Source organism: Rhizobium sp. CAU 1783, from assembly GCF_054551725.1.
Genome location: NZ_JBTOLM010000007.1, coordinates 77,072 through 103,990 on the forward strand (window position 1 = coordinate 77,072; position 26,919 = coordinate 103,990).

General features: G+C 62.1%; 14 protein-coding genes. 8 read left to right on the forward strand and 6 right to left on the reverse strand.

The genetic code is table 11. The annotated features are described in order from the left end of the window. Position 1 precedes the first annotated feature (1 nt). The 4 genes from ACX93L_RS20865 to ACX93L_RS20880 form a co-directional block, all read right to left on the reverse strand. The gene (locus ACX93L_RS20865; protein WP_459406628.1) at positions 2-2,530 is read right to left on the reverse strand and encodes a condensation domain-containing protein; all 2,529 of its coding nucleotides are present in this window, start codon (positions 2,528-2,530) and stop codon (positions 2-4) included. Beyond that, positions 2,527-10,668, reverse strand: a complete 8,142-nt coding sequence (locus ACX93L_RS20870; RefSeq protein ID WP_459406629.1) for an amino acid adenylation domain-containing protein — start codon at positions 10,666-10,668, stop codon at positions 2,527-2,529. The genes ACX93L_RS20865 and ACX93L_RS20870 overlap by 4 nt, the downstream gene beginning before the upstream one ends. Beyond that, the gene (locus ACX93L_RS20875) at positions 10,665-12,593 is read right to left on the reverse strand and encodes an amino acid adenylation domain-containing protein (RefSeq protein ID WP_459406630.1); all 1,929 of its coding nucleotides are present in this window, start codon (positions 12,591-12,593) and stop codon (positions 10,665-10,667) included. Before ACX93L_RS20875 ends, ACX93L_RS20870 begins: the two co-directional genes overlap by 4 nt. Before the next feature lie 316 nt (positions 12,594-12,909). After that, the gene (locus tag ACX93L_RS20880; protein ID WP_459406631.1) at positions 12,910-13,737 is read right to left on the reverse strand and encodes a glycoside hydrolase family 16 protein; all 828 of its coding nucleotides are present in this window, start codon (positions 13,735-13,737) and stop codon (positions 12,910-12,912) included. Positions 13,738-13,966: 229 nt separating this feature from the next. Between ACX93L_RS20880 and ACX93L_RS20885 the strand changes: the two genes are divergently transcribed. From ACX93L_RS20885 to ACX93L_RS20900, 4 genes are all read left to right on the forward strand, one after another. Beyond that, complete coding sequence (locus tag ACX93L_RS20885) at positions 13,967-15,418, forward strand: hypothetical protein (protein ID WP_459406632.1); 1,452 nt, start codon at positions 13,967-13,969, stop codon at positions 15,416-15,418. Next, a complete protein-coding gene (locus ACX93L_RS20890) occupies positions 15,415-16,707 on the forward strand; it encodes a polysaccharide pyruvyl transferase family protein (RefSeq protein ID WP_459406633.1) in 1,293 nt (430 codons plus the stop codon). Before ACX93L_RS20885 ends, ACX93L_RS20890 begins: the two co-directional genes overlap by 4 nt. A gap of 160 nt (positions 16,708-16,867) precedes the next feature. Continuing rightward, complete coding sequence (locus tag ACX93L_RS20895; RefSeq protein ID WP_459406634.1) at positions 16,868-17,572, forward strand: Crp/Fnr family transcriptional regulator; 705 nt, start codon at positions 16,868-16,870, stop codon at positions 17,570-17,572. Positions 17,573-17,937: 365 nt separating this feature from the next. Then, on the forward strand, positions 17,938-18,672 hold the full coding sequence (locus ACX93L_RS20900) for a response regulator transcription factor (RefSeq protein ID WP_459406635.1): 735 nt from the start codon (positions 17,938-17,940) through the stop codon (positions 18,670-18,672). A gap of 215 nt (positions 18,673-18,887) precedes the next feature. Here the strand turns inward: ACX93L_RS20900 and ACX93L_RS20905 are convergent, their stop codons facing one another. Both ACX93L_RS20905 and ACX93L_RS20910 read right to left on the reverse strand, forming a co-directional pair. Beyond that, positions 18,888-19,085 (reverse strand): hypothetical protein, encoded by a 198-nt coding sequence (locus ACX93L_RS20905; protein ID WP_459406636.1) that lies wholly within the window; start codon positions 19,083-19,085, stop codon positions 18,888-18,890. 36 nt (positions 19,086-19,121) lie between these two features. Beyond that, positions 19,122-20,297, reverse strand: a complete 1,176-nt coding sequence (locus ACX93L_RS20910) for a glycosyltransferase (RefSeq protein WP_459406637.1) — start codon at positions 20,295-20,297, stop codon at positions 19,122-19,124. Positions 20,298-20,683: 386 nt separating this feature from the next. Here ACX93L_RS20910 and ACX93L_RS20915 point away from each other — a divergent pair, with 386 nt between their 5' ends. From ACX93L_RS20915 to ACX93L_RS20930, 4 genes are read left to right on the forward strand one after another with little or no spacing between them, the layout of a single operon-like run. After that, entirely contained in the window at positions 20,684-21,967 is a 1,284-nt protein-coding gene (locus ACX93L_RS20915; protein ID WP_459406638.1) for a polysaccharide biosynthesis/export family protein, read from the forward strand. A 30-nt stretch (positions 21,968-21,997) separates the two neighbouring features. Beyond that, the gene (locus ACX93L_RS20920) at positions 21,998-24,328 is read left to right on the forward strand and encodes an exopolysaccharide transport family protein (protein ID WP_459406639.1); all 2,331 of its coding nucleotides are present in this window, start codon (positions 21,998-22,000) and stop codon (positions 24,326-24,328) included. Then, the gene (locus ACX93L_RS20925) at positions 24,325-25,266 is read left to right on the forward strand and encodes a glycosyltransferase family 2 protein (RefSeq protein WP_459406640.1); all 942 of its coding nucleotides are present in this window, start codon (positions 24,325-24,327) and stop codon (positions 25,264-25,266) included. Before ACX93L_RS20920 ends, ACX93L_RS20925 begins: the two co-directional genes overlap by 4 nt. Before the next feature lie 4 nt (positions 25,267-25,270). Further along, the gene (locus tag ACX93L_RS20930) at positions 25,271-26,518 is read left to right on the forward strand and encodes a glycosyltransferase family 4 protein (protein ID WP_459406641.1); all 1,248 of its coding nucleotides are present in this window, start codon (positions 25,271-25,273) and stop codon (positions 26,516-26,518) included. Positions 26,519-26,919 lie beyond the last annotated feature (401 nt).

Below are 26,919 nucleotides of genomic sequence, written 5' to 3' on the forward strand. Positions count from 1 at the left end.
GTCAGACCGGCTCCTTAAGGAGCCGCCCTTCCACGGAAGCCGCAAGCTTGCGAATGCCGTCCACCGTCAGCGAATCCTCATGCCAACCCTCGAGATCGATCACGCCGGAATCCTCGCCCGCGCTGTCGCCCCATCCGAAACGCAGCTTGCCGGCGCGCGGGTGGTTGGCCTGGCTGCGGAACAGCAAGGTCGCGCCGCCCTTTCCGGGACGATAGTTTCTGGCTGCCTTGACGAGCAGCTCGGTCACGGCGGCGTTGGCGGTCTCCTCGGTGGACGGTTTTGCCGCGGCGATACCGAGCTTTTGCATCAGCGCGAGGGTCAGATTGAACTCCTTGAGAAACACGACGGGCTTCATACGGCCCGAAAGGAGCTTGCGGCTGAAATAACCGATGCGCTTGATCCGCCTCTCCGCATTCCACCAGCGCTGCCGGCTCTTGGGCAGAGACCGAACATAGCCCGGGGCCCAACTGTCGATGATGGCGGAAAACGCCACGTCCACACCGGCCGCGCGCAGCTGCCGGGCGACTTCGATCGCGAGCACGCCGTTCACGCAAAGACCGACGATCGCGATCGGACCCGGCCGTTTATCGATCTCCATCGCCTCGATCGCCTGGGCCGCGATCGCCTCGAGCGTCATGCTCTCACCGGTCTGGTCATCGGACGCCTTGAACATGTTGACGTTGAAGACCGAAACCCGGTCGTCGAGTTCGTTTGCCAGCCGATAGTAGAGGAAGGGATGGTTGAGCGTGTAGACGGAGAATGGCCCGCTCCCGGTCTTATAGACGGTCATGTCCCACGGCGTTTTCGCTGGCGGCGCCTGTTCTTCTTCCGGCCCATCTCCGAAAAGCGCCTGCGCAAAGCCCCGGAAAGTCGGCTCCTTGAACAACAGCGCCAGATCGGCCTTCACGCCGAAACGCTCCCGCGCGGCGGCCAGCATGCGCAACGCCAGCAGCGAATGGCCACCCAGCGCAAAGAAATCGCCGTCCGGTTCGACGGTCCGGACATTCAGCACTTCGGCCCAGAGGCTCGCCAGTGCGGACACGCGCTCCGCCCGCGAAAGGCCTGTGGATCCTTCCGTTCCGGCATCAGGCCGGGATGTGCGCGCCTGCAGCAGGTCGACGACCGGAACGGTCGAAGAGCCTGACGCGGCGGAAATCCCGCGATCGGGAACGGCGAGCGACGAAAGATGCGCCGCCCCATCACCGAGCGCAAGTTCATAGGCGTCCTGCCAGAGCTGGAGGAGCCCCTCGATCGTGCTGCGATCGAAGAGGTCGGTGTTGTACTCGATCGACATGCGCCAGCCGGACGGGCGACCGATCATGATGAAGCTGAGGTCATAGATGACCCCGGGCGACTGGGACGGAGCGCTTATCAGCTCTAAATCGCCATAGCGCCGATCTTCGAGAAACGCCTTCTGAAGGTTGAAATTCACCGAGATCAACGGGTTGCGCGAGGGATCGCGAACCGGGTTGACCATCTCGACAAGCCGGTTGAACGGCATGCGCTGGTGGTTGAGTGCCGCAGTGACCACTTCGTTCGTGCTGCCCACATGCTGGGCGAAGGAAACATCCGGCGTCACCTTGAAACGCAGCACCAGATTGTTGATGAAGACGCCGATCAGGTCTTCCAGGTCGGAATGGTCCCGCCCGGCAATCTGCGTGCCGAAGAGGATATCGCCGGCCCCGGTGAAACGGTGGAGCATGGCGCTGATGACAGCGGCGCCGTAGCTATAGAGAGATACCCGCTGTTCGCGTGCAGCCCGTTCGATACGCTCGTTGAATTCGAGCGGCTTCACGACGGACAGGATGTTGCCGTTGTTGGTCTTGATCGCTTGGCGCGGATGGTCTGTCGGAACCTCGAAATAAGGTGCGCCGACCAGCTGTTCCCGCCAGAAGGTCTTCTCCGCCTCTGCGCCGTAGCTCGCCAGATATTCCTCCTGCCAAAGAGCGAAGTCGCCGTATTGCAGGGGAAGCTCGGGCAAAACGGGCTGCCGCCCCGCATCGATCGCAGCCGCGATCTCGCCGAGTTCGCGTCCGAGAACACGGATCGACCAGCCGTCGAAGCAGCTCTGATGCGCCGTGATCAGCAGAAAGGCCCGATCGTTCTCGACCATCAGCAACGCCACCCGGAAGAGCCCGGCCTGCCCAAGGTCGAACGGTGCCGAGGCCGTTTCCTCGCCGATGGACATGATCAGCTTCTCACGCTGCGCAGACGGCACCGTCCTCAGATCGATGACCGACATCTTGAAGTCGACGGCGTCTACGACCTGCTGGAACGGCTGGCCTTCCTTCTCGACGAAACGCGTCCTCAGGATCTCGTGGCGCTGGATGATCTTGCGGAAGGCCGCTTCGATCGTCGATGCTTTGAAGGCACCGCGGATTTCCCAGCGCACCGCCACGTTGAGGGCCGGATTGCCCGGCTTCAGCTGATCGAGCACCCAGCAACGCAACTGCGTCTGCGTGCAGGGAAACTCGCCGACAAGCTCCGGAGAAACGCTTGCGGCACCCGTACTGACGTCGATCTGACTCATGACACACTCTCGATCCGGCGGCGCGCGCCGTTCCTGAAGTCCTTGAGAGACGGGATCTGGTGGGCAACGGTGGGAAGCTCCTGATCCTTCTGCTCATCCGCATAGGCTGCGAGCTCCGCGATCGACGGATGGCGAAGCAGGTGTTTCGCCTCCAGCGGCAGGCCGGCATCCAGCATGCGGGCCGCGATCCGGAAGATGGTGAGAGAATCCGCGCCGAGCGCGTAGAGATTGTCCTCGACGCCGATGCTGTCGTTGTCCAGGACGCCTTTCCAGATCGTCCAGAGCTTCTCTTCCATCGGCGTACGCGGCTTGACCTTGACGACGGCGGCCACCTCCTGCTGACGGACCTCGCGGTTGGTCAGCGCCTTCCGGTCAAGCTTTCCGTTCGCGGTCTGCGGCAGTTCTGTTTCCAGTACCCAGACGGCTGGCACCATGTAGGCGGGCAGATTCACCCGCGCATGGGCGGCCAGCGTCGCGCTGTCCGGTGCAGGACCGTCGGGATCGGCGACGTAATAGCAGACCAGCGAAACGTCGCCCTTGGTATTGCGAACTCCGACCACCGCGCACTGGCGCACGCCATTCACCGCAGCGATGACGGACTCGATGTCGCCGAGTTCGATGCGGAAGCCGCGCAGCTTGATCTGGTTGTCGCGGCGGCCGAGCAGCTGCAGGGAACCGTCGACAAGACGCCGGCCGACATCGCCCGTCCGATAGAGCCGACGAGGGCCGCTGCCGTCGATGTCACGCTGCACGAAGACTGCGTCGGTCAGATCCGGCCGTTCGAAGTAGCCTTCCGCCAGACCGTCGCCCCCTATGCACAGCTCTCCCGTAACACCGACTGGCGCGATCCGGCCGTGGGTATCGAGAATGAACAACTGCGTGTTGGCGATCGGATGGCCGATCGTGATCGGCTCATCATTGTCGAGGATCCTCTGGACGGAAGACCAGATGGTGGTTTCGGTCGGCCCGTACATGTTCCAGAGCTCGCCATCCATCCGGGCCAGCGTCCGGGCAAGGTCCTTCGGCAACGGCTCGCCGCCGCACAGCTTCTTCAACGTCGCGGATTTGCCGACGCCCGCCTCCACGAGCATCTGCCACAAGGTCGGCGTCGCCTGCAGGACGGTAGCACCACATTCATCGATGAGCCGGACCAGAGCAAAGCCGTCCTGGACCTGCGTCCGATCCGCGACGACGACCTTGCCGCCGGTGACGAGCGGCAGGTAAAGCTCCAGCCCCGCGATATCGAACGAGATCGTCGTCACGGCGACGAGTGTATCGTCGCGGGTGAAGCCCGGCTCGTGCGCCATCGACACCAGGAAGTTGGTCAGCGCGCGATGGGAAACGGCGACCCCCTTCGGCGTGCCGGTCGAGCCGGAAGTGAAGATGACATAGGCGGTGGATGCGGTGTCGGTGGGCAGGGTGTCCGGCGCCTTAGTCGGCAGGCGGCCGAGCGCTTCCTTTTCCTTGTCCAGGCGAATGACCGTGACGCCCTCTCCTGCCAACGCCGCACCGGCTTCGCTGTCGCAGATCAATGCGACGGGACGGGCCGTTTCAAGCGTCTGACGCAGCCGCGGATCCGGATGGGACGGATCGAGCGGGACATAGGCATGGCCCGACTTCATAATGCCGAGGAGGGCCACAAGCATGCCAAGAGAGCGATCGACCAAAAGAGCGATACGCTGCCCCCCTTGCGGAATGGTCGACCGGATATGGCGGGCAAGCTGGTTGGAGCTCGCTTCCAGTTCGCCATAGGTGATGGTTTCACCGCGATGGACGGCGGCAACCGCATCCGGTTGCTCGGCGGCGCGACGCGAGAAGAGCGAAAAGGCGAACTGGTCCCGCTCGTAGTCCGCATCGGTCTGGTTGACGCTGCGGACCAGCAGTCCGGTCTCGGCCTCCGAAAGCAGGGAAAGGTCTGCGATCGGGCTTTCCATGCCCTTTGCCAGTGCGGTGACCAGCGAGACATAATGCCCGATCCAGCGCTCGACCGTTTCCCGGTCGAGGACGTCGGCATTGTAATCGACATCGATACGGATGCCGTCGCGGCCCTCGATCATGTTTAGGAACATGTCGAAGTTCGAAAACGCCTTGGGATTTGGCTCCAGCTTCGTGGAGAGCCCGGCAAACTCCGCACCGGCCGCAACGCGCTCCAGGTTGAACTGGATGCCGGTCAGCGGCAGACGGCGGGGGTCGCGCTTGATGCCGAGCGTCTTGACCAGGGTTCCATAGGTGTAGTCCTGATGTTCGAATGCCTTGAGCACCAGTTGCTGCGTGTCCTTGAGATGGGCCTCGAAGGAGGATGCCGCTTCGACCGTCTGCCTGAGTGGCAGGAGATTGACGCAGTGGCCCACAAGTATCCGGTCGTCGAGCAGGCTCTGGCCGGCCGACGGCACCGCGATCACCAGATCGGACTGCCCCGACATCTTGGCGACCATCACCTGCAATGCCGCGAGCAGCGTGGAGAACAGCGTCGCTCCCGCCTTTGCCCCGCGCTTCTTCAGCTCCTTGTAGACGTCGGGTCCGACATGACCGGTGCAGGTTCCGCCTGCAAAGCTACGCCGTTCCGGATAGGGCCGGTCGAACGGCATTTCCGGCAAGTCTGGAATATCCTTGAACTGGTCGAGCCAGAACTTTGCCGTCGCCCCGTCGACGTCTGCTTTCGGCGCCAGTTCGGTCGCGTAGGTCGCAAACGACAGGGCCGGTTCGAACTGCGGGCGATCACCGCGCATAAGGCCGGAATAGGCCGCCGACAGCTCCTCCACGAGAACGTTCATCGACCAGCCGTCACAGACGATATGGTGCGCGCTGAAGATGAAGGCATGCCGCTCCGGGGAAAGCTTGACAAGGCGTGCGCGCGCAAGCGGCCCGTTGACCAGATCGAAGGGGCTGTGGGCCTCGTCATCGATCAGGCCGCGCAGGGCGCCATTCGCATCGGCCTCCGTCGAGAGGTCGATGACCTCCACGTCGAGGCTGAAATCGGGAATGAAGCTGAAACGCTCTCCGGTCCGGTCGAACCGGATATGTAGCGCGTCGTGGCGGGAAACGACACTCCTCACTGCCTCGCTGAAGGCGGACTGGTCGAGCGTGCCGTCCAGCATCAGCGTGAAGGACTCGTTGAAGGAGCAGGACGCTTCATCGCCGGCCTGCGCCGCCAGCCAGATTTCCGATTGCGCCTCCGTGAGCGGCGCCGTCTCGGGCCGGACCACCGATGAAACGACGACGTCGGGCGATGAGGACGTTAAGGCCTTCACGTCGATCGTCCCCTTGCCGGCCATGATGCCGACCGACTGTAGGGCGTCGATGCCGTCGCGGAACGCCTTGGCGATCGAGCGGAAGTCCTCCTCGCTGTGCGCCGTCGTCAGGAAGCAGGGGTAGCCGTCCTGGATGTGGATGCCGTTCATCCGGAGATGCGGATAGAACAGGCCGCCGAGCGGATCCTGGTTGCCGAAATCGACGACGAACCAACTCTTGTAACCGTTGACGACCGGCGCGATGCCGCGCTTGCCGAGGTCCGCGTTGATCTCCTCGACCAGTGCCTCGGTGCGGGCCGCGACCCGGCTGTAGAGTGCGGCCCCCTCGCCCTTGATATGCTGAAGCACCGCCCGGACGGCGGAGAGCACGACGGGATGGCGCACGAAGGTGCCGGCGAAGAAGGTCGGTGCGACCATGGGAACGGAATCGTCGCCATAGTTCCAGTGGCCGCCATCGAGGGCGTCGAGGAAACGGCTGCTGCCGGTGAGAATGCCGATCGGCATGCCGCCGCCGATGACCTTGCCATACGTGGCCATGTCGCCCCGGATGCCCCAGACGGCCTGCATGCCGCCCGGATCGACCCGGAAGCCGGTGACCACCTCGTCGAACACAAGGGCGAACTCGGACTGCGTTGCGATCTCCCGAAGGCTGCGGACGAAATCCTGCGGCCGCAATTCCGGATGGCGGCTTTGCACCGGCTCGATGATGACAGCCGCGATGTCCCCGGCATTGGCCCTGATCCAGTCGAGGCTTTCCGGCTCACCATAGCGCAGGACGATCATGTTCGACACCGAGGCATTGGGAATGCCGGCCGCGATCGGCAATGCCACGGGATTGCTCGACCGGTTGCGCCCCTTGATCAGAACTTCGTCGAACTGGCCGTGATAGTCGTTGGCGAACATGACGATCCGGTCGCGGCCGGTGACGGCGCGCGCCACTCGCATCGCCGCCATGACGGCTTCCGAACCGGTGTTGCAGAAGGTAACCCGCTCGTGCCCGGTCATTGCGCAGATCAGCTCGGCGACCTCGCCGGCAAGCGGCGTCTGCGGCCCGATGGCGAAGCCCGCATCCATCTGCTCTTTCATGGCCTCGACGAGGAAGTCCGGCGCATGGCCGAAAGCCGTCTGGCCGAAGCCGTTCACCAGGTCGATATATTCGTGGCCGTCGATGTCCCAGATGCGCGATCCCTTGGAACGATCGGACACGATCGGGAAGATCATCTCCTTCCAATCGGCGCGGAAGCCCGAAGCCGTGCGGGGATCGGCGAGCCGGCGCCTATTCTTCTCCGTAAACTCCTTCGACTTCCTGTTTCGCGCCACATAGGCGGTGATCAGATCGGCGACGAACTTCTGCTTCTCCGGCGTCAGTTCCGGCCCCGCGTTCTTGGCACCGGGCTTGTAGAGGCGGATGCGATCCGTTCCGATTTCGCCCGGCTCCTCAGGCGCTGCCACGGTCGCAGCCGGCGGAGCGACGGACGCTGCGGCCGGCGCGGTCTGAACGGCAGCAGCCTCGCGGACGACCGGCACATCGACCCGGACGGGGGAAGGAGCCATCACGACGCTCGCCGAGCTGGCCGCCTGGAGAACCTGGAACTGCTGCGCAAACAGCGTTTGGGCCAGACTGAGCTGCGACTGCAGAACAGCCTCCAGGCTCGCATCGAGGCTGGTTGCGCCGCGTGCGGCAGGCATCATCGGGGGCGCGATGGTGGCAATGGCAGGGGATGCCGTGACAGGAGTGGCAATAGCGGCCGGCATCGTGACAGGCACATTCACAGGCGCGGCGACGGCGGCCGGCGCCGGCATGAGGGGCGGCGCGGCTTCCACAGTCCTGGTCTCGGCAGGCATGGCCTTGTCCAGATACTGTGCCAGCGCAACAATCGAAGGAATGTTGCTCAGGAGCTCGCGAAACGAGATCTTAATGCCGTACTGTTTCTCGATCTTCTGGGCGAACTGCCCGATGAACAGGGAATCAAAGCCGAGTTCCAGGAAGCTCTCGGCCTTGCTTCCCGGATCCAGCGGTTCTCCGGACATGTCACCGAGCAGCGTCAGGAGTGACGTCTCCAGTTCGGGGATGCGGCTTGCGACGGGAGAAGGACTGATGGCGTTCATGGTACTCATCTCACTCTTGGTTTCGGTCTCGCCTTGGGAAGGTTGTTGAAGCACCTGGATCGGTGCCGTCCCCATCAGCGCCATGCGTCGCGCCGAGGGCGGCGCGTCGATCCAGTGGCGTTGTCGCTGGAACGGATAGGTGGGTAGGGGCAGCGCACGCTCGCCCCCCGCCGGAAGCTCGGGCCAGTTGAGCTCGCGGCCTGCCATCCAGAGCCGCCCATGGGCCTCCGCCAGCGATGCCGCGGCGGCATAGGCGCGATCATGTTCCGGCATCGACTGCACGATGCTGGCAACACCACCGCGGCTGATCGTCTGTGATGCGAAGACCGAGAGCGTGCGGCCCGGGCCGACCTCGACGAGAACCGGTTTCCGGTCCCGGCACAAGGTAGTGAGACCATCCGAGAACCTCACTGGTTCCCGGCAGTGCCGCGCCCAGTAGTCGGGCGACCTGCCGAGCTGGTCGTTCTGCCAGTCACCCGTCACGCAAGAGATGTAGGGAATGGTAGCCTTCCCATAGGTGACCTTGGCCGCCAGCTCCCGCAGGTCGTCGATGCACGGGTCCATCATCGCCGAATGAAACGCATGGGATGTGTGCAGCCGGCTAAACGCGATTCCCGCCTTTTCGAGTGCCGCGCAGACCGCATCGATATCGTCGAACGGGCCGGAAACCACGCTGAGCTTCGGCGCGTTGATCGCGGCGATTTCGGCCATACCGCGCAAATGGGTCTCAAGCTCCTCCGGTGCTGCCCGCACGGAGATCATCGCACCTGCCGGCTGCTTGTGCATCAGCCGTCCGCGGGCTGCGACGAGGGTCAGCGCGTCCTCGAAGGAGATGGCATTGGCAAGCGTTGCGGCCACGAACTCGCCGACGCTGTGGCCAATCATCGCGTCCGGTTTCAAGCCGCGGCTCATCCACAGCCGCGCCATCGCGTGCTCTACGAGATAGAGGCACGGCTGTGCGATCCGGGTCTCGCGTTGCTCCTCGGCCATCGCCTCCGTTACCGGCCCGGTGTGGCAGATGTAGTCGCGGATATCGACGCTGGAACTCATCTTGAGGACTTCGGCACCCCGATCGATCCAGCGGGTGAATTCCGGCTCGCGGTTATAGAGCCCGGAGCCCATGCCGACATACTGCGCGCCCTGGCCTGGGAACATGAAGACGACCGGAGGACGGACGTCCTCGGCAACCGCCGTCAACACCTTTTCGGCGCGCAACTGCTCAATCGCCGCTGCCTCGGAATTTACCGCGATCGCGCTGCGATGCTTGAAGTGATGGCGGCCGGTCTGCAGCGTGCGGGCGACCTGCGACAGCGGCAGGCCAGGATTTGCTTCGAGATAGGCGGCAAGGTTTGCGCGCATGGCTGCCAGCGCGTCGTCGGAACGAGCCGAAAGCGGGAGTATATACGGTCCTTGACCATCGTCGATGACGGCTCGCGGACGTACCGGAGCTTCTTCCAGCACCACGTGGATATTGGTGCCGCCGACCCCGAAGGAACTCACCCCGGCCCGCCGCGGCGCCATCGCGTCGGGCCAAGTCGTCGTGCTCTGCGGAATGTAGAAGGGGCTCCGATCGAGATCGATCCGCGGGTTGGGAGCCTTGTAGTTGGGCATCGCCGGGATCTTGCGGTTATAGATTGAGAGCGCCGCCTTGATCAGACCTGACACGCCCGCCGCCGCATCCATGTGCCCGACGTTGCCCTTGACCGAACCGAGCGCGCACCGGCCAGCCGTTTCGGACATGCCGGAAAATGCCCCCTTCAGTCCGGCAAACTCGATCGGGTCGCCAAGCGGGGTCGCCGTTCCGTGGCATTCCACATAGCCGATGGTGGACGGATCGAACCCCGCATGGGCAAGCGCTGCCGCGATGACCTCGGACTGGCCTTCGGCACTCGGTGCGGTGAACCCGATCTTGTCGGAACCGTCATTGTTGATGCCGTATCCGCGAATGACCGCGTAGATCCGGTCGCCGTCCTCGAGCGCATCCTCGAGCCGCTTGAGCAGCACCACGCCGGCCCCGCTCGCAAAGACGGTGCCGCTGGCATCGGCGTCGAAGGGACGGCAGATCCCGTCGCGCGAGACCATGCCGCCTTCCTGGTAGATGTAGCCGCGCTTCTGCGGAAGGGTGATCGAGACACCACCGGCCAGAGCCATGTCGCAGCTGTAGGTCAGGAGGTTCTGGCACGCCTGGGAAACGGCAAGCAGCGATGTCGAGCAGGCCGACTGGAGCGTGAAGGCCGGCCCCCTCAGATTGAACTTGTAGGCGACCCGCGTTGCGAGCGCATCGGCCACTGACCCGACGATCTGGTTGAAGCAGCCGATCTGGTAGTTCGAGGTGAACTCCTCGACCTTCGCTCGATCGCCCAGCACGTTGTTCAGCAGGTAGGTCGGCATCGAGCAGCCGGCGAAGACGCCGACCAGCCCGGCATTGCGGTAGGGATCGTAGCCGGCGCTTTCCAGTGCCTCCCAGCAGACCTCGAGGAAGACACGATGCTGCGGATCGGTGACAGCCGCCTCGCGCGGATACATGCCGAAGAAGTCGGCATCGAACTGCTCGACTCCATCAAGGAAGGGGCGCGACGCCACATAGTCCGCGCCCGCCCTCTCCTCATCGGTGAAAGCGTCCTCGATCTCATCCGGAGCAAATGTCGAGAACGACGTTTCGCCCGCCTCGATCAGTCGCCACAGCGCCTCGACGGTCGGGGCACCGGGAAACCGGCCCGACATGCCGACGATCGCGACACCACCGGGCGCAATGGCGTCAATCTCGTTCTCTCTCATGGGGAGCTCCTGCGGAACTGGGAGAAGGTTCTTCTCTGCAAGGCGGCGCGTTGGGCGAGCGTCATGGACCTCTCGGCCTGCAGCTGCCGTCCGTCGAGAAACTGCGCCAGCTCACGAATGGTCGGATGTTTGAAAAGGGCGAAGACGTCCACGTTTCGCCCGAGCTCGGCCTCGAGGCCGGCATGGACGCGGAGAAGCTGAAGTGAGGTCCCGCCGAGATCGAAGAAGTTGCGGTCGAGGGGGATGTCGGCGGCGCCGAGCGCGTTCTGCCACAGTCGTGTAAGGATTTCCTCGTTCTGGCTTTCCGGCGCTTCGGTCTTGACGTCCTCGACGGCCGGAAGCGGCAACTTCGCCCGATCTACCTTGCCTGCCTTGGTGAGCGGAAACTCACGAAGGACCAATGCGGCGCTCGGGATCATGTAGGCCGGCAACGCACTGCGCAGTTTTTCCATGACCGCGGGTACGAAACCGGCATTGTCGATGTCGGCCCCGTTGCGCGGCCGGAGATAGGCGACGATGCGTTTGATCGACGGCCCCTGTTCGTGGCACGTCACGAGCGCATCGAGCAGCCGGGGGTCGCGGCGCAGGGCCGCTTCGATCTCGTCGAGTTCGATGCGCTTACCATTGATCTTGATCTGCCGGTCCCGGCGCCCCTTGAAGAACAGCGTTCCGTCCTCGCCGATCGTCGCGAGATCACCGGTGAGATAGCAGCGCATGGGACCGTCGGCCGTCTCAACCGAAACGAACTTTTCGGCCGTCAAGTCCGGCCGGTTGATGTAGCCGATCGCCACCCCGTCGCCGGCAAGCGCCAGCTGCCCCTCGACGCCGGGAGGCAGAGGTTTCATCGCGTCGTCGACAACCATGACCCCGGTGTTGGAAATGGCCTTGCCGATCGGCAATTCCGGCTCCTGGAACCCTTGCGGCACGGTAAAGGCCGTGGCGATGACGGTGCATTCCGTCGGGCCGTAGGCATTCGTCAGCCGGCAGCCGGGATAGGCAGCCTGGAAACGGCGCACGTGGCCGGCAGAACCTGCCTCCCCGCCGAACAGCGCATGGCGCAGGGAAGGCAGGCCGGCGCTCGCATGGTCGCAGAAGAGGTTGAAGAGCCCCGTTGTGAGAAGCGCGACCGTCACGCCGTTGTCGCGCATGACGTTGCAGAGATCCGTCAAAGAGAAACTTGTGCGCGGCATGCCGACGAGAAGTGCACCGTTGACCAGCGCGCCCCATACTTCGAAGGTCGCCGCATCGAACGAAATTGTCGCCGTGTGCAGTACGACGTCGCTCCGGTCGAAATCGATGTAGTTCTGGTCGAGCACCAGGCGGGTAATGCCCCTGTGCGGGATGGCAACACCCTTCGGCCGGCCGGTCGAACCGGATGTGTACATGACATAGGCTGCGTCGCCACCACTCACCACCGGAAGTTCGACGGATGCGTCCAAGTCGAGCTGGGCGAGAAGTTGGGGCAGATCGACCAGTCGGCTGCCCACGTCCGGCAACGCCGGCATGTTGATGCCGGATGCTCCATCGACGAAAACGACCTTGGGCGCGCACTCGCCGATCACATACGCTAGATGGTCGGCCGGGAAAGTGGGATCGATCGGCAGGTAGGCGCCGCCGGCCTTCAGGATGCCCAGCTTGGCGACAACCGTATCGAGGGCCCGCGGCACGAGCAGCCCGACGACATCGCCCTTCTCGATACCCTGCCTGACGAGGTAGCCGGCAAGTGCATCGGACAGACGGTCAAGTTCGCCGTAGCTGATCGAACGGTCACCGAACAGGATAGCCGTGGCCGAGGGGTTGGCACGTGCATGTTCCCGAACGACCTCGTGAACGCTGCGCTCCCTGTCATAGCGGATGCGCGCGCCGTGGCTCGTCTCCGGCACCGAACCCGTGCCCGTCATCCGCTGTTCTCTGGAATCACTCATCGGCTTTTCCCGTGCGTGGATGGTCTGCAAAACACATCAGTCAGAGAGACGGCATTCATCTCGAGGCGACAGGGTCTCGAATGCGGCCATTCCTCAGCAGCCAGAATTTCATGACGGGGAGAAATAAAAAGCTGATCATTGGGCTGACCCGCGCGACCGATCGGGATCATTGACCTAAGTCATTTGGTCAGGGAGCCGACCCAATTTCACCCGTCGCCGTGTCGGATGGCCAAGCGATCACCGGACTGCCAGAGCCTGCGCAAGGAGGCACAGGCCGCACCAGCGCAATCCGCGCCGGCCGGCCTGCCCGCCTTGGTCAGTTCAGCCTGTAGGCACGGGCGTAGTCGACAAACATGTGGGAGGGGTTGGGCGCCGCGTCCTTGGTCGGACCGTCGGTCAGGGCAAGATTGAGCAGCATATACATCGGCTGGCGATGTTCCGCCTGGGTTTCCGTCTTCCAGACAAGCTTGCGATCGAAGTAGATGCGGATGAAGGCAGGATCGACCTTCACGCCGTAGGTATGGAATTCCTCGGGATCTGCATCGCGAAAGGCCTCGACCCGGGTGCCCTTGACATAATGCCGGTCGTCCCTGAACCAGACATGCACGACCGAAGAATAGGCGCCCGGCTTGTCCCCGTTGTATTCGAGGACATCGATCTCTGCGGTCGACTTGCTGCGATCCTTGCCGATCAGCCAGAAGGCAGGCCAAAGCCCCGGCCCCGTCGGCAGACGCGCACGCATTTCGAAATAGCCATATTGCTGCGCAAATCCATTGCCCTTGGGATCCACCGAGGCCAGCAGGCCCGAGTGCCAGTCTCCCTCCGCATCCCGCCGCGCTTCGATACGAAGGACGCCGTTCTGGATGGAGAACGGGCCTTTCGGCCCGGGCGCGCCGAACCGAGCACCTCCAAAATCTCCCGACCAGGGCGTGTGAGCGATCCACCGCGTACCCGGTCCCCATTCGGAGGCACTGAGCTCATCGAAATCATCCGAAAACGCAAGCGGCATCCGATCGGGATCGATGGCATCTCCGCTGTCGCCGGGAGCGTCGCCATTGGCAGTGGCTCCGCCGCCAAGGGCAAGCACCAATCCCAAAGCTACGGCGAGCCGCACCCCGGAAATGCGGCGTGAGGAAGACGACATGCAGCGTCGGAGGGCGGAGTACAACATCATCCGCGCTGCATAGCGTGGGGATCCTCTAGCGGACTACCGCCAAATTCGGTTCGTGCCCTACCGAAAAAGGCTTAGCTTGAGACGTAAATACAGTCGGTCCCGTCGCATGATAATTTACCGAGCATTGGCAATGCGTTGAATGGCCGGTGTACGGTCAGGGGCCTGGCGGCCTTCGACAGCGAACAGGGCGCAAGATGAGATGAGCTTTCAGTTTATGGGACTGATCACCCTCGTCGCAGGCCTGATCATCCTCGCAGCACCGGTGACCTGGGCCTTTCCCGTGATGGTCCTTTCCACCGCCTTTGGCGCAGCCGCGGCAATCGGACTGCCTGCGCTGGGCGGCGCCTCCGTTCTGGTGCCGAGCCTCTTTCTCGTCTTTTTCACACTACGTGTCTTTATGGCCTGCGGCGAGGGCCAGATGCTGGCTGCACTTGCACCCGGACGCCCCGGTTTCTGGCTGCTTGCGCTGACGGCCTTCGGGCTGTTAAGCGCGGTATGGTTCCCCGGGCTGTTCGAAGGCATGACCGAAACGATGACGGTCGAGCGGGTCGCAGGGGCACGAAACGTCATCGCGCTCACACCGTTGCGTTTCACCTCCAACAACATCACGCAATCGGTCTACGCGCTTGGCGGCCTCGTCTGTTTTGCCGCGACATTCGCCTATTTCCGTCATGCGGGAAGGCCGGAGCATCTGGTGAAGGCCATCCTTGCGGTGGCCATGCTCGATCTCGGTTTCGCGCTCGCCGACGTCCTGACCTATTTCACCGGCACCGAATACCTCATGAGTTTCGTCCGCACCGCCAATTATGCGATGCTGACAGCGGCAGAGAAAGGTGGCTTGAAGCGCATTTCCGGGTCCTTTCCCGAGGCGTCGGCGTTCTCCGAATATACACTTGTGCTCTTTGGCGTGACGGCCAGTCTCTGGCTGGACCGCGTGAAACCTGGGAAAACGGGAATTATTGCGGCTCTGTTGCTCGCGGCTCTGCTCCTGTCCACCTCTGCGACAGCACTGATCGGAGTGAGCATTGTGCTGACCCTCCTGTGGATCCGCACTGCAGTGACATCGATGCACACCCCCAGGACAGGTCGCCCCGCCTTTCTGGTGGTGAGCCTTGCGGTCATCCCAGCGATCGCGCTGACCCTTGCCACCCTATTTCCGGCAGCCACCGACAGCCTGCAGGACTTCATGCATGAAATGTTGTTGTCCAAGGCCGACAGCCAGTCCGGGCGCGAACGCGCCATGTGGAACGCGATGGCCTATCAGGCATTCCTCGACACCTTCGGGTGGGGAGCCGGCCTGGGCAGTGCGCGCGCCTCTAGCTACCTGCTTGTTCTCATGTCGAACCTCGGCGTTCTTGGCGTCGTGCTCTTCGCGATCTTCACCGGCACGGTCCTGCTGTCGCCTTCCCCCTCCACGCACCAGGGCGTTGAAGACGTCACTACCGCAACCATTCGAGCCGCCAAGATCGGCCTTGTCTCCGTTCTGGCGGCAGCTCTCGTGTCGGGCACGGTCTACGACCTCGGCATGATGTTCTTCGTTCTCGCAGGCAGCGCCGTTGCGCTCGGCGCTTTCAGATTGCCTGCCGCAACAACCCTCTATTCCACAACACCTGGCCGTCACCACCACCCGGCCCCGGAGAGCGTCCGATGAAGCTCGTCGTTTTCAATGTGAAGTTCAGTGAAAACCTCGGAGACGGGCTTCTGGCCGCATGCATGGAGACGGCCCTGTCGGAACAGTCGGACATCGAGGTGGAAACGATCGACCTCGCCGGCCGCAGGGAATTCGGGACCACCAGCCGGAATCGCCGCCGTTTCATTCGGATCCTTCACACGCTTCCTCCCTTCGTGCGACGGCTCGCGGTGCACCTGGCCCTCCGTTCGAAGCTGGCGGAGCTCCGCCAGGAATGGGACCGTAAGCTCGCCACGGCCGACGCGGTGGTACTTGGTGGCGGCAATCTTCTGCAGGACGACGACCTGAACTTTCCCCTGAAGGTCGGCACATTGGCGGACTGCGTGCGCAGGCGCGGCCTACCGCTTGCCGTCTATGCCGTCGGTGTCAGCGGACACTGGTCCGCGCAGGCCCACTCTCTCTTCTCGCGCATTGATCAGGCGAGGCTCGTCCACATGTCGGTCCGCGACGAGACGGCCCGCGCCAACTGGATCCGCCACTTCCCGGAGGGACCGGTACCGATCGTGCTTCCCGATCCTGGCCTTTTGACCGGGCGCAGCTTCCCACCAAATGCGCAGGGTCGGCAGTACGATGCGGGGAATGTCATTGGCGTCTGCGTCACCGACCCGATCATCCTAGTTCATCACGCCGACAAGAATAGCGCGGAGATCGGATTGCGAACGGTCGACGACTACAGCGAACTCGTCCGCCTCCTTGTCCGGCAGGGCCATCGCGTTCGGCTGTTCTCCAACGGCGCCCGCGAGGACCAGGCCTTTGCGGAGCAGATATTCTCCAGCAGCGAATTGGCTCCCCTCAGAGGGACGGAACAGCTCGAGCTTGCGGATCGCCCGACTTTGCCAGAGCAGCTGGTCGATATCATCGGATCGACGTCCGGCATCATCGCCCATCGCCTGCATGCCTGTATCGCCGCCTACGCGATGGCGATCCCCCATGTCGGACTGGGGTGGGATTCCAAGGTGGAAAGCTTCTTTCGGTCAGTGGCAAGGGAAGCCTTTTTCGCCAAGGGGGAACTCGCGACGCCCAATCGTCTTGCAGCGCTCGTCGATGCCGCCCTGCGCCAGGGAATAGACCGGACCGACCATGCGCCACGCGTTGCCGCGGCATTCGCCGGCGTCGCCACGATGAAAGCCGCTCTCCTGGAACGTAGCGGAAAGGTCCTTTTCGGGGAGATGAGCCAAAACGATGCCGACCAGGCAAAGCAGTCGCTGCAACCGGCATGGCTGGAACCGCCATTCGCGCTCGAAACCTAGATCGCACCCAAAATTGGTTTGACCAGGTGCGTCACTGGCCAAGAATACGCAGTGACGAGATTTTTTTGTCACTCTACCATTAAGTTCAAACGGGTATCTTAAACCAGCATCTTCTGATATAAATAGTGGTGCTGATGGGTAAGAGCGGGTGGGTGGTTGGATGGCAGTCGATGATCTGTCGGACAATAGGCAGACCGTAAGCTTTCAATACAGTAAGAACGGCTCGAAGGTAGCCGGCGCCTTTTTGCGGACCTATCCCGCCGGCGCCACGATCTTCGAACCCGACAGTGACGTGTCCCGTATCCTTTTCATTAACAATGGCTGGGCGCTTTCAAGCAAGCACTTGTCCAATGGAACGCGAATCGTGACCGAATTCGCCTTGCGCGGCGACATGCTCTCGTCCGTATCCTCTGCGCTGGCCCAAGAGACGGTTCAGGCAGTATCGACAGTCACCGGCTATGAATTCATCGGACATTGGTCCGGCAAGGGATCCGAACTCTCCTCGCAACTCTCCCTGATCATCATCGTCGAGATGATGAGGCGACAGGCACGGATGGCCGAGCGCCTGGCAAACATCGGACGCAGGGATGCGCTCGAGAGAACCGGTCATCTGCTGCTCGAGCTGGCGATCCGCGCCGGACAGAGCCCTCGGCCTAATTTCGACGGGTTCGAATGTCCCCTCAAGCAGTCGGATATCGGCGATGCTGTCGGCCTGTCGACGGTGCACATCAACAGGGTCCTAAAGGACATGCGGGTGAACGGCTTGCTGTCGTTCCGAAACGGGATCGTGGAATTCCTCAACCGCAACAAACTTGCGGACATCGTCGAATTCGATCCGGGCTACCTGACGAACTACATCAGTTAGCCCTGGCCACCGCCCTCACGCCACTCTCCGGAAACATCTCTCGCTGGATCACTAGCCAGCGTAACCCGGTATTCTTAATTCGAGGGCGCGTCGCTGCGCTAAACACTAATCATTTTGGGTTACAATCTATCAAAATGAGGCAACACACAAGAAATTGAGGCAGAAATACTACCCTTTTTTAGGTAATAATTAACCCACGTTAATGCGACCATTATCAATTTATGAAATTCTTACCCCATCTATCGCGCACCAAGACCAGAAGGCCGATAAGCACTTTCACATTCAAAACACGAAAACGGACATTGGTTGCGGCAACGATAGCAAAAATAACAATGCATCACATTGTAAGGGTAGGAGAGATGCAGATGAATACGCACACAATGACTCCGGAGAGAATATTACCGCTTCAGAAATCGGAAATTGAATCCATCACTTCGTTGACCGTCGGCGCGAATGCTGAAGAGGAGATGGATGAATACGTGCTTATCATTGACCCCCGCGCTCTGGACCGGGAATGCCTGTCTCGGAGCCTGTCGACCTACAACCCGGCCATGAACATCATTACGGCCGGATCCATAGAAGAATGGCGCAAACGTCATATGAATGACGACCCTTCCGCCATCCTTCTCGTCTTCGGTAGCAAGAAACTGACCGAAGCCGGCTCTTGCGAGAAAATCACGAGCGTCGCGGAAGCATTCAGGCAAAGTTCGGTCATCGTCATCGCCGACTCCGACGATCTCGGCGACATTTTGAAGGCGGTGGAATGCGGCGCCCGTGGCTACATCCCCACCAGTGTCAACATCAGCGTGGCGGCGGAAGCCATTGCGCTGGCACGTGCAGGCGGGGTGTTCATCCCCGCAAGCAGCATTCTCGCCATGAAGGAAGTGCTGACCTCGGTCGTCACCGGGTCCAGCTACTCGAACGACACCTTCACTCCCCGCGAGATCGAAGTTGCCGAAGCTCTGCGCCGCGGCAAGGCCAATAAAATCATCGCTTACGAGATGAACCTCTGCGAAAGCACCGTGAAGGTTCACATCCGCAACATCATGAAGAAGCTGAACGCGACGAACCGCACGGAAGTCGCCTTCAAGCTCAAGTGATCGCTGCAGATACTGGCAGGCATCAATAGAATCGGTCGAATGGTGCAGCGAAGGCTCGAGTTCGCCCAGGCAGCACCATCGACGAACCAAGATACGGCCCCGAATGACAAGGGATCTACCCTGATCAATCGGGGCCGAATGCTGTCCGACTTCTGTAATGGTGGAATCTATTAGTTTCTGGCAGCAACAACCAGAATAAGATGCGCGCCAGATCGCTACTCTCGCACCAGCCGCGCTTCGACAAGCATCAGGAGAAGGATAGCACCCAGGAGGCCAAACCCGACAAGGTAGAAGAGCGCATATTCGAGCAGGCAGGGAACAAACAGAAGATATCGTGGGGCACGCGGCAGTCGTCGCCAGGCTGCCATTCCATGCCTGTCGAGCTCGCCATACCGTTTCAGTATCAGGGTCATGGTATCACTCCTTGCGTGGTCCGGACGACAGGGGGCTCAATGCAAGGGTATCGGCGTCTCGCCGTTGTAGGTACGTGGTACAGCCATGATCTTTGCGTCGCTTGGAGCAACCCTCCGCCTTGAAGCCAACTCCTCGTCGATGATCTTCTGCATGCTGCTGCGAAACTTCGTGACACTGAACTGCGAGGCATGCATGCGAATAACATCGGGCCGGAATTCGTAGTCGCCGTGCTCGAAGAGATTGACGGCGTCGACCAGCGCCTCGACCGTCTGCTCGTCGAACAGCAACCCCGTATGGCCATGCACTACGGTCTCCAGTGCGCCGCCACCGCCGAAGGCGATCACCGGCCGGCCGCTGGCCATCGCCTCGACCGGCACGATCCCGAAGTCTTCCTCGCCGGGGAAGATCAAGGCGCGGCACCGCGCCAGCTTTGATTTGAGCACCGGAAAGGAGGCACGCCCGAGAAAGCGTACGGTCGGGCCCGCCATGCGCTTCAGCGCATCGATGTCGCCTTTCGCGCCGTCGCCGATGACCACCAGGTTTCGCTTCATTTCCGTGAAGGCCTGGACGGCGAGATCGATCCTTTTGTAGGGCACGATCTGCCCGGCGCAGAGATAGAAATCCTCAAGCTCGTTTGTGGGCGCGAACTCGTCGACGGCGACCGGCGGTGGGACAACGGTTGCCGTGCGTCGATAATACTTGTCGATACGGCCGGCGACGTGATGGGAATTGGCCACGAACCGATCGACCCGCAGGCTCGAATTCGCGTCCCAGGAACGCAGGAGCGGCGCGAGGATCGGCATCAGGAACCGCGCCGTACGTCCGGCGTGGCTGCGATAGGCGTGATAGTGGTCCCACAGATACCGCATGGGCGAGTGGCAATAACAAACATGGACCGCATGCGGCGGCGGAATGATGCCTTTGGCAGGTCCGGATTCGCTGGAGATGATAAGGTCATAGCCGCGAAGGTCGAAGCTCTCGAGCGCGAACGGCATCAGCGGCAGAAGCGACTGGTATCGCTTCACCGCCCCCGGAATACGCTGCAGAAATGAAGGAATGATCCTGTGGCGCCGGATTTTCTCGGAGACCTGGGTCTCGTCATAGACCAGCGTGAAGATATCCGCATTCGGATACATGTCGCACAATGCCTCGACGACCTTCTCGCCGCCGCGCATCGACACGAGCCAATAGTGAACGATTGCGACCCGCATTTCACGTCCCCACTCCCGAGCATGGAGATGCATAATAGATGGGCCGTGATCCTTCGGCACAGGACCACCTTAGGTCTGCAACCCTAGCCAAAGTGAGAGGACCGCAGCAAGCAGCACCGGCCGATTGACCGATCGGGTAGTCGCTTAACGCGATCATCGACGCAGCATCATCCGATTGGGGTGAGAGACTAAGCCTGTCTGCCAAAAGGGACTAGTCCCGGCCACACCCGCAGGGGATTTACTCATCTCGGATTGCGCTGATTATCGTTTTTGACAGTGCTCAAGCCCGGCCCGCTTCGATCCGGCTCGGGCGGCCGAAAGCGTGAGGTTACGCTATGCCGATTTTGCCTCTTGGAAAGCAGCTACCGTCTCCCCGCCGGAACAGGATGGCGCTGGGATGCCTGCTGATCGGCCTCGTCCTGCCGCCCGCCGTCGCAGCAGATCAGGCCGCGGCTGCGAACGATAGCTACCGCCTGCGCCCCCAGACCCATATCAAGGTGACGATTGTCGAATGGGTTGCCTCGACCGGCGAATACAAGGAGTGGTCGGCGCTGAACGGTGAATACTCGGTATCTCCGCTCGGAACCATCTCGATTCCGCTTCTTGGCGAGATCGTCGTCGCGGATGACACCACGTCCGGAGTGGCCGAACGCATTTCCCGCACATTGAAGGACAAGACCGGCCTGTCCGCGCCGCCGGTCGCCACGGTCGAAGTCGTCCGCTATCCGATGATCTATGTGACGGGCGTCGTCGACCGCCCGGGCGAAATGGAATTTAAACCCGGCCTGACCGCCATGCAGGCCGTCGCCATGGCCGGGGGACGGGAACGTAAGTCCAACCCGACCGGCTATTCGGAACTGGAGCAGATCCGTTATCTCGGCGAGCTCAATCGCTACGAACTCTTGTTGAAACAACTGATCGCCAAGCGAGCCCGTCTGGATGCCGAGATGCGTGATCTTCCTGCGGTCAACTTCCCCAAGGAGCTCGCGCGGGTGACGGACGAGACCACCGGTCGGCCGATCACCGAGAGCGAGAACAGCCTCTTCATCGCCCGGGCCGAAGCCCTCAAGCACCAGCTCGAATCCCTCGATGAGCTGCAGTCACTCCTCCAGAACGAAATCAAGGTTCTGGAAGAAAAGACGGTCGTCCAGGACCGGCAGATCAAGATCGCCCAGGACGAATTGTCCAGCATCGCTTCGCTTGTCGACACGGGAACCCTCGCGAGGTCGCGCGAAACCTCGCTCGAACGAGTTGTCGCGGATCTCAGCAGCGACAAGCTCGATCTCGTGGTTGCAGCCATGAGGGCTAAGCAGAAGCTCAGCGAAACGCAGCGCGATGCGCTGACCCTGAAGGGGGATCGCCGCACGCAGGCCGGCCGGGACCTCCAGGAGGTCGAGGCGGAAATCGAGGACACCAAGCTGAAGCGCAACACGACCATGCAGCTGCTGGAAGCAAGCGGCGCCTCGGTGTCACGCTACAAGGCCCTCGAGGCAACCGCGCTCCAGCCTGTGGAATACTGGGTAACCCGTAAGGGCGACGTTCGTTCCCCGTTCAGGATCCAGCAGACCGCAGCACTTGAGCCCGGCGACGTGCTCGACGTCCGCTATGACGTCTCCGCCGCGATGGCGGACCCCGTCGAGTTGTCCACCGACACGGGGCAGTCCCAATAAGAAGAACGAGCGATCCAGGAAAGCAGGGTGATGCATATGGGCTTCCATGAGTTCGGAAACATTGAGACGAGGTCCCACACCGACAGGAAAGACGGTGCACAGAGGGAATATGTCTCCTTCCGCGACCTCCTGTCCTTCTTGCGCCGGAACATGATCCTGCTTGGGGCATTCACCGCCGCTGGCACCGTGCTGGGCGGCATCTATGTGCTGTCCGCCCAGTCGACCTATCTGGCAACAACTCGGCTCGTCATGGACCCGGAACAGGGGCGGATCGTGTCGCAGGACACCTCGACAGGGGCCGTCATTATCGAGGCCGCTGAGATCGCCAGCCAGGTCGAGATCGTCAAGTCCGAGGCAATCGCCCAGGACGTCATTCGTCAGCTTGACCTTACGGAAGATCCGGAGATCGTCAACGGCCGTTCCTGGCAGTCGCGCATTCGCGGTGCCTTGACCTCCGTCCTCAGCTTCTTCTCGGGCGGAGAGGATGAAGACACCGCTCCCTCCAGCGAAGAAGAACTCATGCGCAGGACGATGGGCGGTTTCCTTTCGCGCGTCTCGGTGCGCCGCGTCGGACAGTCCTACGTGCTTGAAATCGGCTACATGTCGTCGGATCCGCAGAAGGCGGCGCGGACGGCGAACGCGCTCGCTGAAGCCTATATCCGCAACGGCATGGATGACCGCGCCAATGCCGCCAAGCGAGGGGCAACCTGGCTGGAGAGCCGCTTGATCGAGGTGGGCCATAAGGCCCGCGAGGCGGCGATGGCGGCCGAAGAATTCCGCAATCGCAACGACATCACCGCCATGGGCAACTCCTCGTCGCTCGACCAGCAGCAACTCTCCGAAGTCAGCAGCCAGATGCTGGCGGCACGCGCCGCCACGGCGGCGGAAATGGCGAAGCTGACGACGCTGCAGCGCCTCATTGGTGGCGGTGCGTCCGATGGGGCAGTCGACGAAGCCTTCAACAATCCGCAGATCCAGAATCTGCGTGATGACATGAGGGCTGCACAAACGAAGCTCGAAGGGCTGAAGGGCCGCTATAGCGAGGGAAATCCCGCCGTCGCGGCCGCCGAAGCGGACATCGTTCGCCTCCAGGCATCGATCGACGGCGAGTTGCGCCGGCTGGAAGCCGTCTATAAATCGAATCTCGAAGAGGCCCGCACCCGCGAACACTTGGCGGAGGAGCAGTTCAAGGCCGCCACGCAAAGGGGCGCGGACAAGAACATCGCACGCGTCGAGCTTGCCGAAATCGAGAGCCGTGCCAATACCTACCGGCGTCTGTATGAGGGCATCCTGCAGCAATTCGTTGGAACCCTGCAGACCCAGTCCTTCCCGCTCGGAAAGGCCCGTATCGTGACAGCCGCAACCGCCCCCTTCGGACGGATATGGCCGAAGCCGTCGATCATTCTGCCGTTCTCCATGATGCTCGGCTTTGCCGGCGGGATGCTGGTGACCATACTCCGAGCCGGCCTCGACAGGCGAACCAGCTCGAGCGAGATCCTGCAGCGTGAACTCGGGATTACTTCGCTCGGACATGTCCCGCTCTACGATGCCCATGCCAACAACCGCCGGATGGACATGCCGACCACGCTCCTGCCATTGCGGTCTATCCTCGACACACCGTATTCCCGCTTCTCCGAAGCCTTGAGAAGCGTGAAAAACTCGCTCGATTCCATCATCCCGGCCAACGGTTCCGTGGTGATCGGCATCACCTCTGTGGGGTCCGGCGAAGGCAAGACGACGATCGCAACGAACCTTGCGCAACTCTATCAGAACGAAGGACAGTCCATTCTGCTCATCGACGCGGACTTTGTCGGGGCGAGGCTCTCGCGCCTGGCAGCCAGTGCCGCCGCCGACTTCGGCATGGAAACCATCGAGCTGTCCGATGTCGACGAACATGCAGCCTTCGCTCAAGGGGCAGCCCTGTCCGGTTCAAAGGTCTACCGGCAGGTGGCCTTCTCGCCGAGAGAGAAGGACCATCATCCGGAGGCGGAGAGCGGCGAGACAGTCGCGTCCGCATTGCCGCTGCTGACGATCGAACGGACCAGGGAAGCTGCCCCGCCGCATCAGCGCTATGGCCACCTCTCTGCCCTCAAGGAAGCGATCGCTAGACTGCGCCGGCAGTACAAGGTCATCATCGTCGACATGTCGGGCTTCGAGGATTCGGCCGACACCCGGGCGATCTGCACCTATCTGGACGGCATCGTACTGGTCCTCGGAAACTCGAACAAGATGACGATCGAGCGTCTTGCCGACGCGCTGACGACATTCGGGAAATCACGCATCGCCCTGCTGGGCGTAATCGCGAACCGCAGCCGGCTTCCGCGCTGGAACCCGACGCACAACAGAGGCACAGGCAGATGACCCTTCGCCCTGACTTCTCGTCTGCGAACTCCAGACATGACACCGGCGCCCACCCCCTTACCCTCGTCGTCGGCATACCGAGCACTGGACGGAAGGAAATTCTTGCATCCGCCCTGCCCTATATCGCACGCCAGACGCGCCTGCCGGACGAGATCGTCATCTGTGTAGCCACTCCCGCCGACGTGGATCGGGCCCGGATCGTGGAAATCCCCAGCCCGGTACGCATCCTGATATCCGAGCGGGGAAGCTGCCGGCAACGCAATCATATCCTCGAATCCGTTCCGGACGCCGACATCGTGGTGTTCCTTGATGATGATTTCCTGATGTCGCCCTCATATCTCGCGGAAACCGAGAGGCTGTTCGCGAAGTATCCCGACATCGACATCTGCACGGGGACGGTCATCGCAGACGGCATCGGCGGTCCCGGAATGTCGGTTGAGGAAGGCATGGAGCGTCTGCAACGCGATCCGGGGCCGAAGAGCAGCCTGCCCGCCATGCCGGTCTATAACGCCTATGGCTGCAACATGGCGGTGCGAATGTCCTCCGTGCGGATCGGCGACCTGCGTTTCGACGAAAACCTGCCACTCTACGGCTGGCTCGAGGACGTCGACTTCAGCAGGCGTGCCGCACGCTACGGGCGCGTCGTATCTTCACCGAGGCTGATCGGCGTCCATCTCGGAACAAAGGTTGGGCGAACCTCCGGCACGCGCTTCGGCTACTCGCAGATCGCCAATCCGGTCTACCTGATGCAAAAGGAGACGATGAGCAGCCGCCGCGCCCTTCTCCAGATGACGCGGAACATCATCGCAAATCTGGCAAGGATCTGGCGCCCCGAACCATGGATCGATCGCAAGGGCCGCCTCAAGGGAAACCTGCTGGCCATCTATGATCTCGTGGTCGGGCGGCTCGCCCCGCAGAATGTCGAGAGATTGGACTAGCGCCATGGCGCATCAGCCGGACCGCGTGGTGATCATCAATGACCGTTCGACCACCGTCGGGGGCGCATCGAACCTCGCCATCCTTTCGGCCGGCTTGCTCGAGAGCCGTGGGGTGAAGGTGACCTATGTCTCCGGCGACCATCCCGGTTCGCTGAAACCCGCGAACGATACCATCAACCTTGCCGGCACGCCCCTGACCCAGCAGGGCAGGCTCGCCGCCTTCGCCGGCGGCATCTATAACTCGAAGGCCTACGAGGTCCTCCATGACCTGATAGCCGCCGAAGATACTCCCTCGACGATCTATCATGTCCACGGCTGGTCGAAGATCCTGTCACCCTCGATCTTCCGCGCTCTTTCCGACGTGCGTGAACGCACCATCCTTCACGCCCACGACTACTTTCTCGCCTGCCCGAACGGCGGCTTCGCCAACTACCGCACGCAGACGATCTGCGATCTGAAGCCCATGTCGGCGCAGTGCCTGATGACCCAGTGCGACAAGCGCGGGTATCACGAAAAGCTCTGGCGGTCCGCGCGGCATTTCCTGCGCGAGCATTTCTATCCGACCCACGACATGCCGGCGAATATCGTCGTCGTCCACGAACAGATGAGGGCGATCTTCGAGCGATGCGGGATCAACATCGAGCACGTCGACACCATCCGCAATCCGGCCGACCCTTTCGTCACCGAGGAACTGGCTCCCTGGACCCAGCGCACATTTTACTTCATCGGTCGGCTGGAACCGGAAAAGGGCTTCGAGGAGGCGGCCAAGGCGGCGCGACTGGCAAACGCCAGGCTGCACGTCATCGGCGACGGGGCAGGCCGTGCGATGCTCGAGCACGACTATCCCGAAATCTTCATCCACGGCTGGCAGTCGAGGGAAGGTTTGCGCGAGATCGTCCGAGACGCTCGCGCGATCGTCATCTCGTCACGCGTGCCCGAACCGTTCGGGCTGGCGGCGATCGAAGCCATCGGCAGCGGCATACCGGTGATCATGCCGGACTCGGCCCTGCTTGCGGAGGAGATCGCCGCACAGGGCTGCGGACTGAATTTCAAGAACGGCAGCGTGGAGTCTCTGGCCGACGGTCTGCGACGCATGGCCTCCGACGACGAACTCATCCGAACCATGAGCTTGAACTGCCGGCATGAGGCATCCGGCCTTGCACACACGGCTAGCACCTGGATCGAGGCGTTGATCTCACTTTACGGCCGGATCCTCTCGGAAGCGAACCGCCCCGCAACGCCCCACGCCTGAATGGCTCCCTTTCAATCGCATGGACATGATCGAAACCCTCGCCCCGGAATGGAGCGGTGGTTGCGTGGCATGCCGGTCCGGCCGATGGACCTACGCCATTGTGACTAGCCGGATGCCGCCATGATCAATTGAAAATTGCCGTCACGGCTGGCAGCGTCATGAGTGCAATAGAGGTGGAAAAGGCGAAACGGAACGACCGTGCCGACGCGGCTGCCGATGGAAAGAACGGCATCCGGGCGCGAATCACCGGCCGCTGAAGACTGTCTCGGGATCGTCGCAAGGATGAACGATCCGTGGCCGAGCGGTCGCCCCAGCGCCGCGACGACTGGCGCCTCAACAGAATAAAAGGAATGCCACGATGCTCCAAACGGCGAGGCAGAACAGTATGATAAGCCAACGAA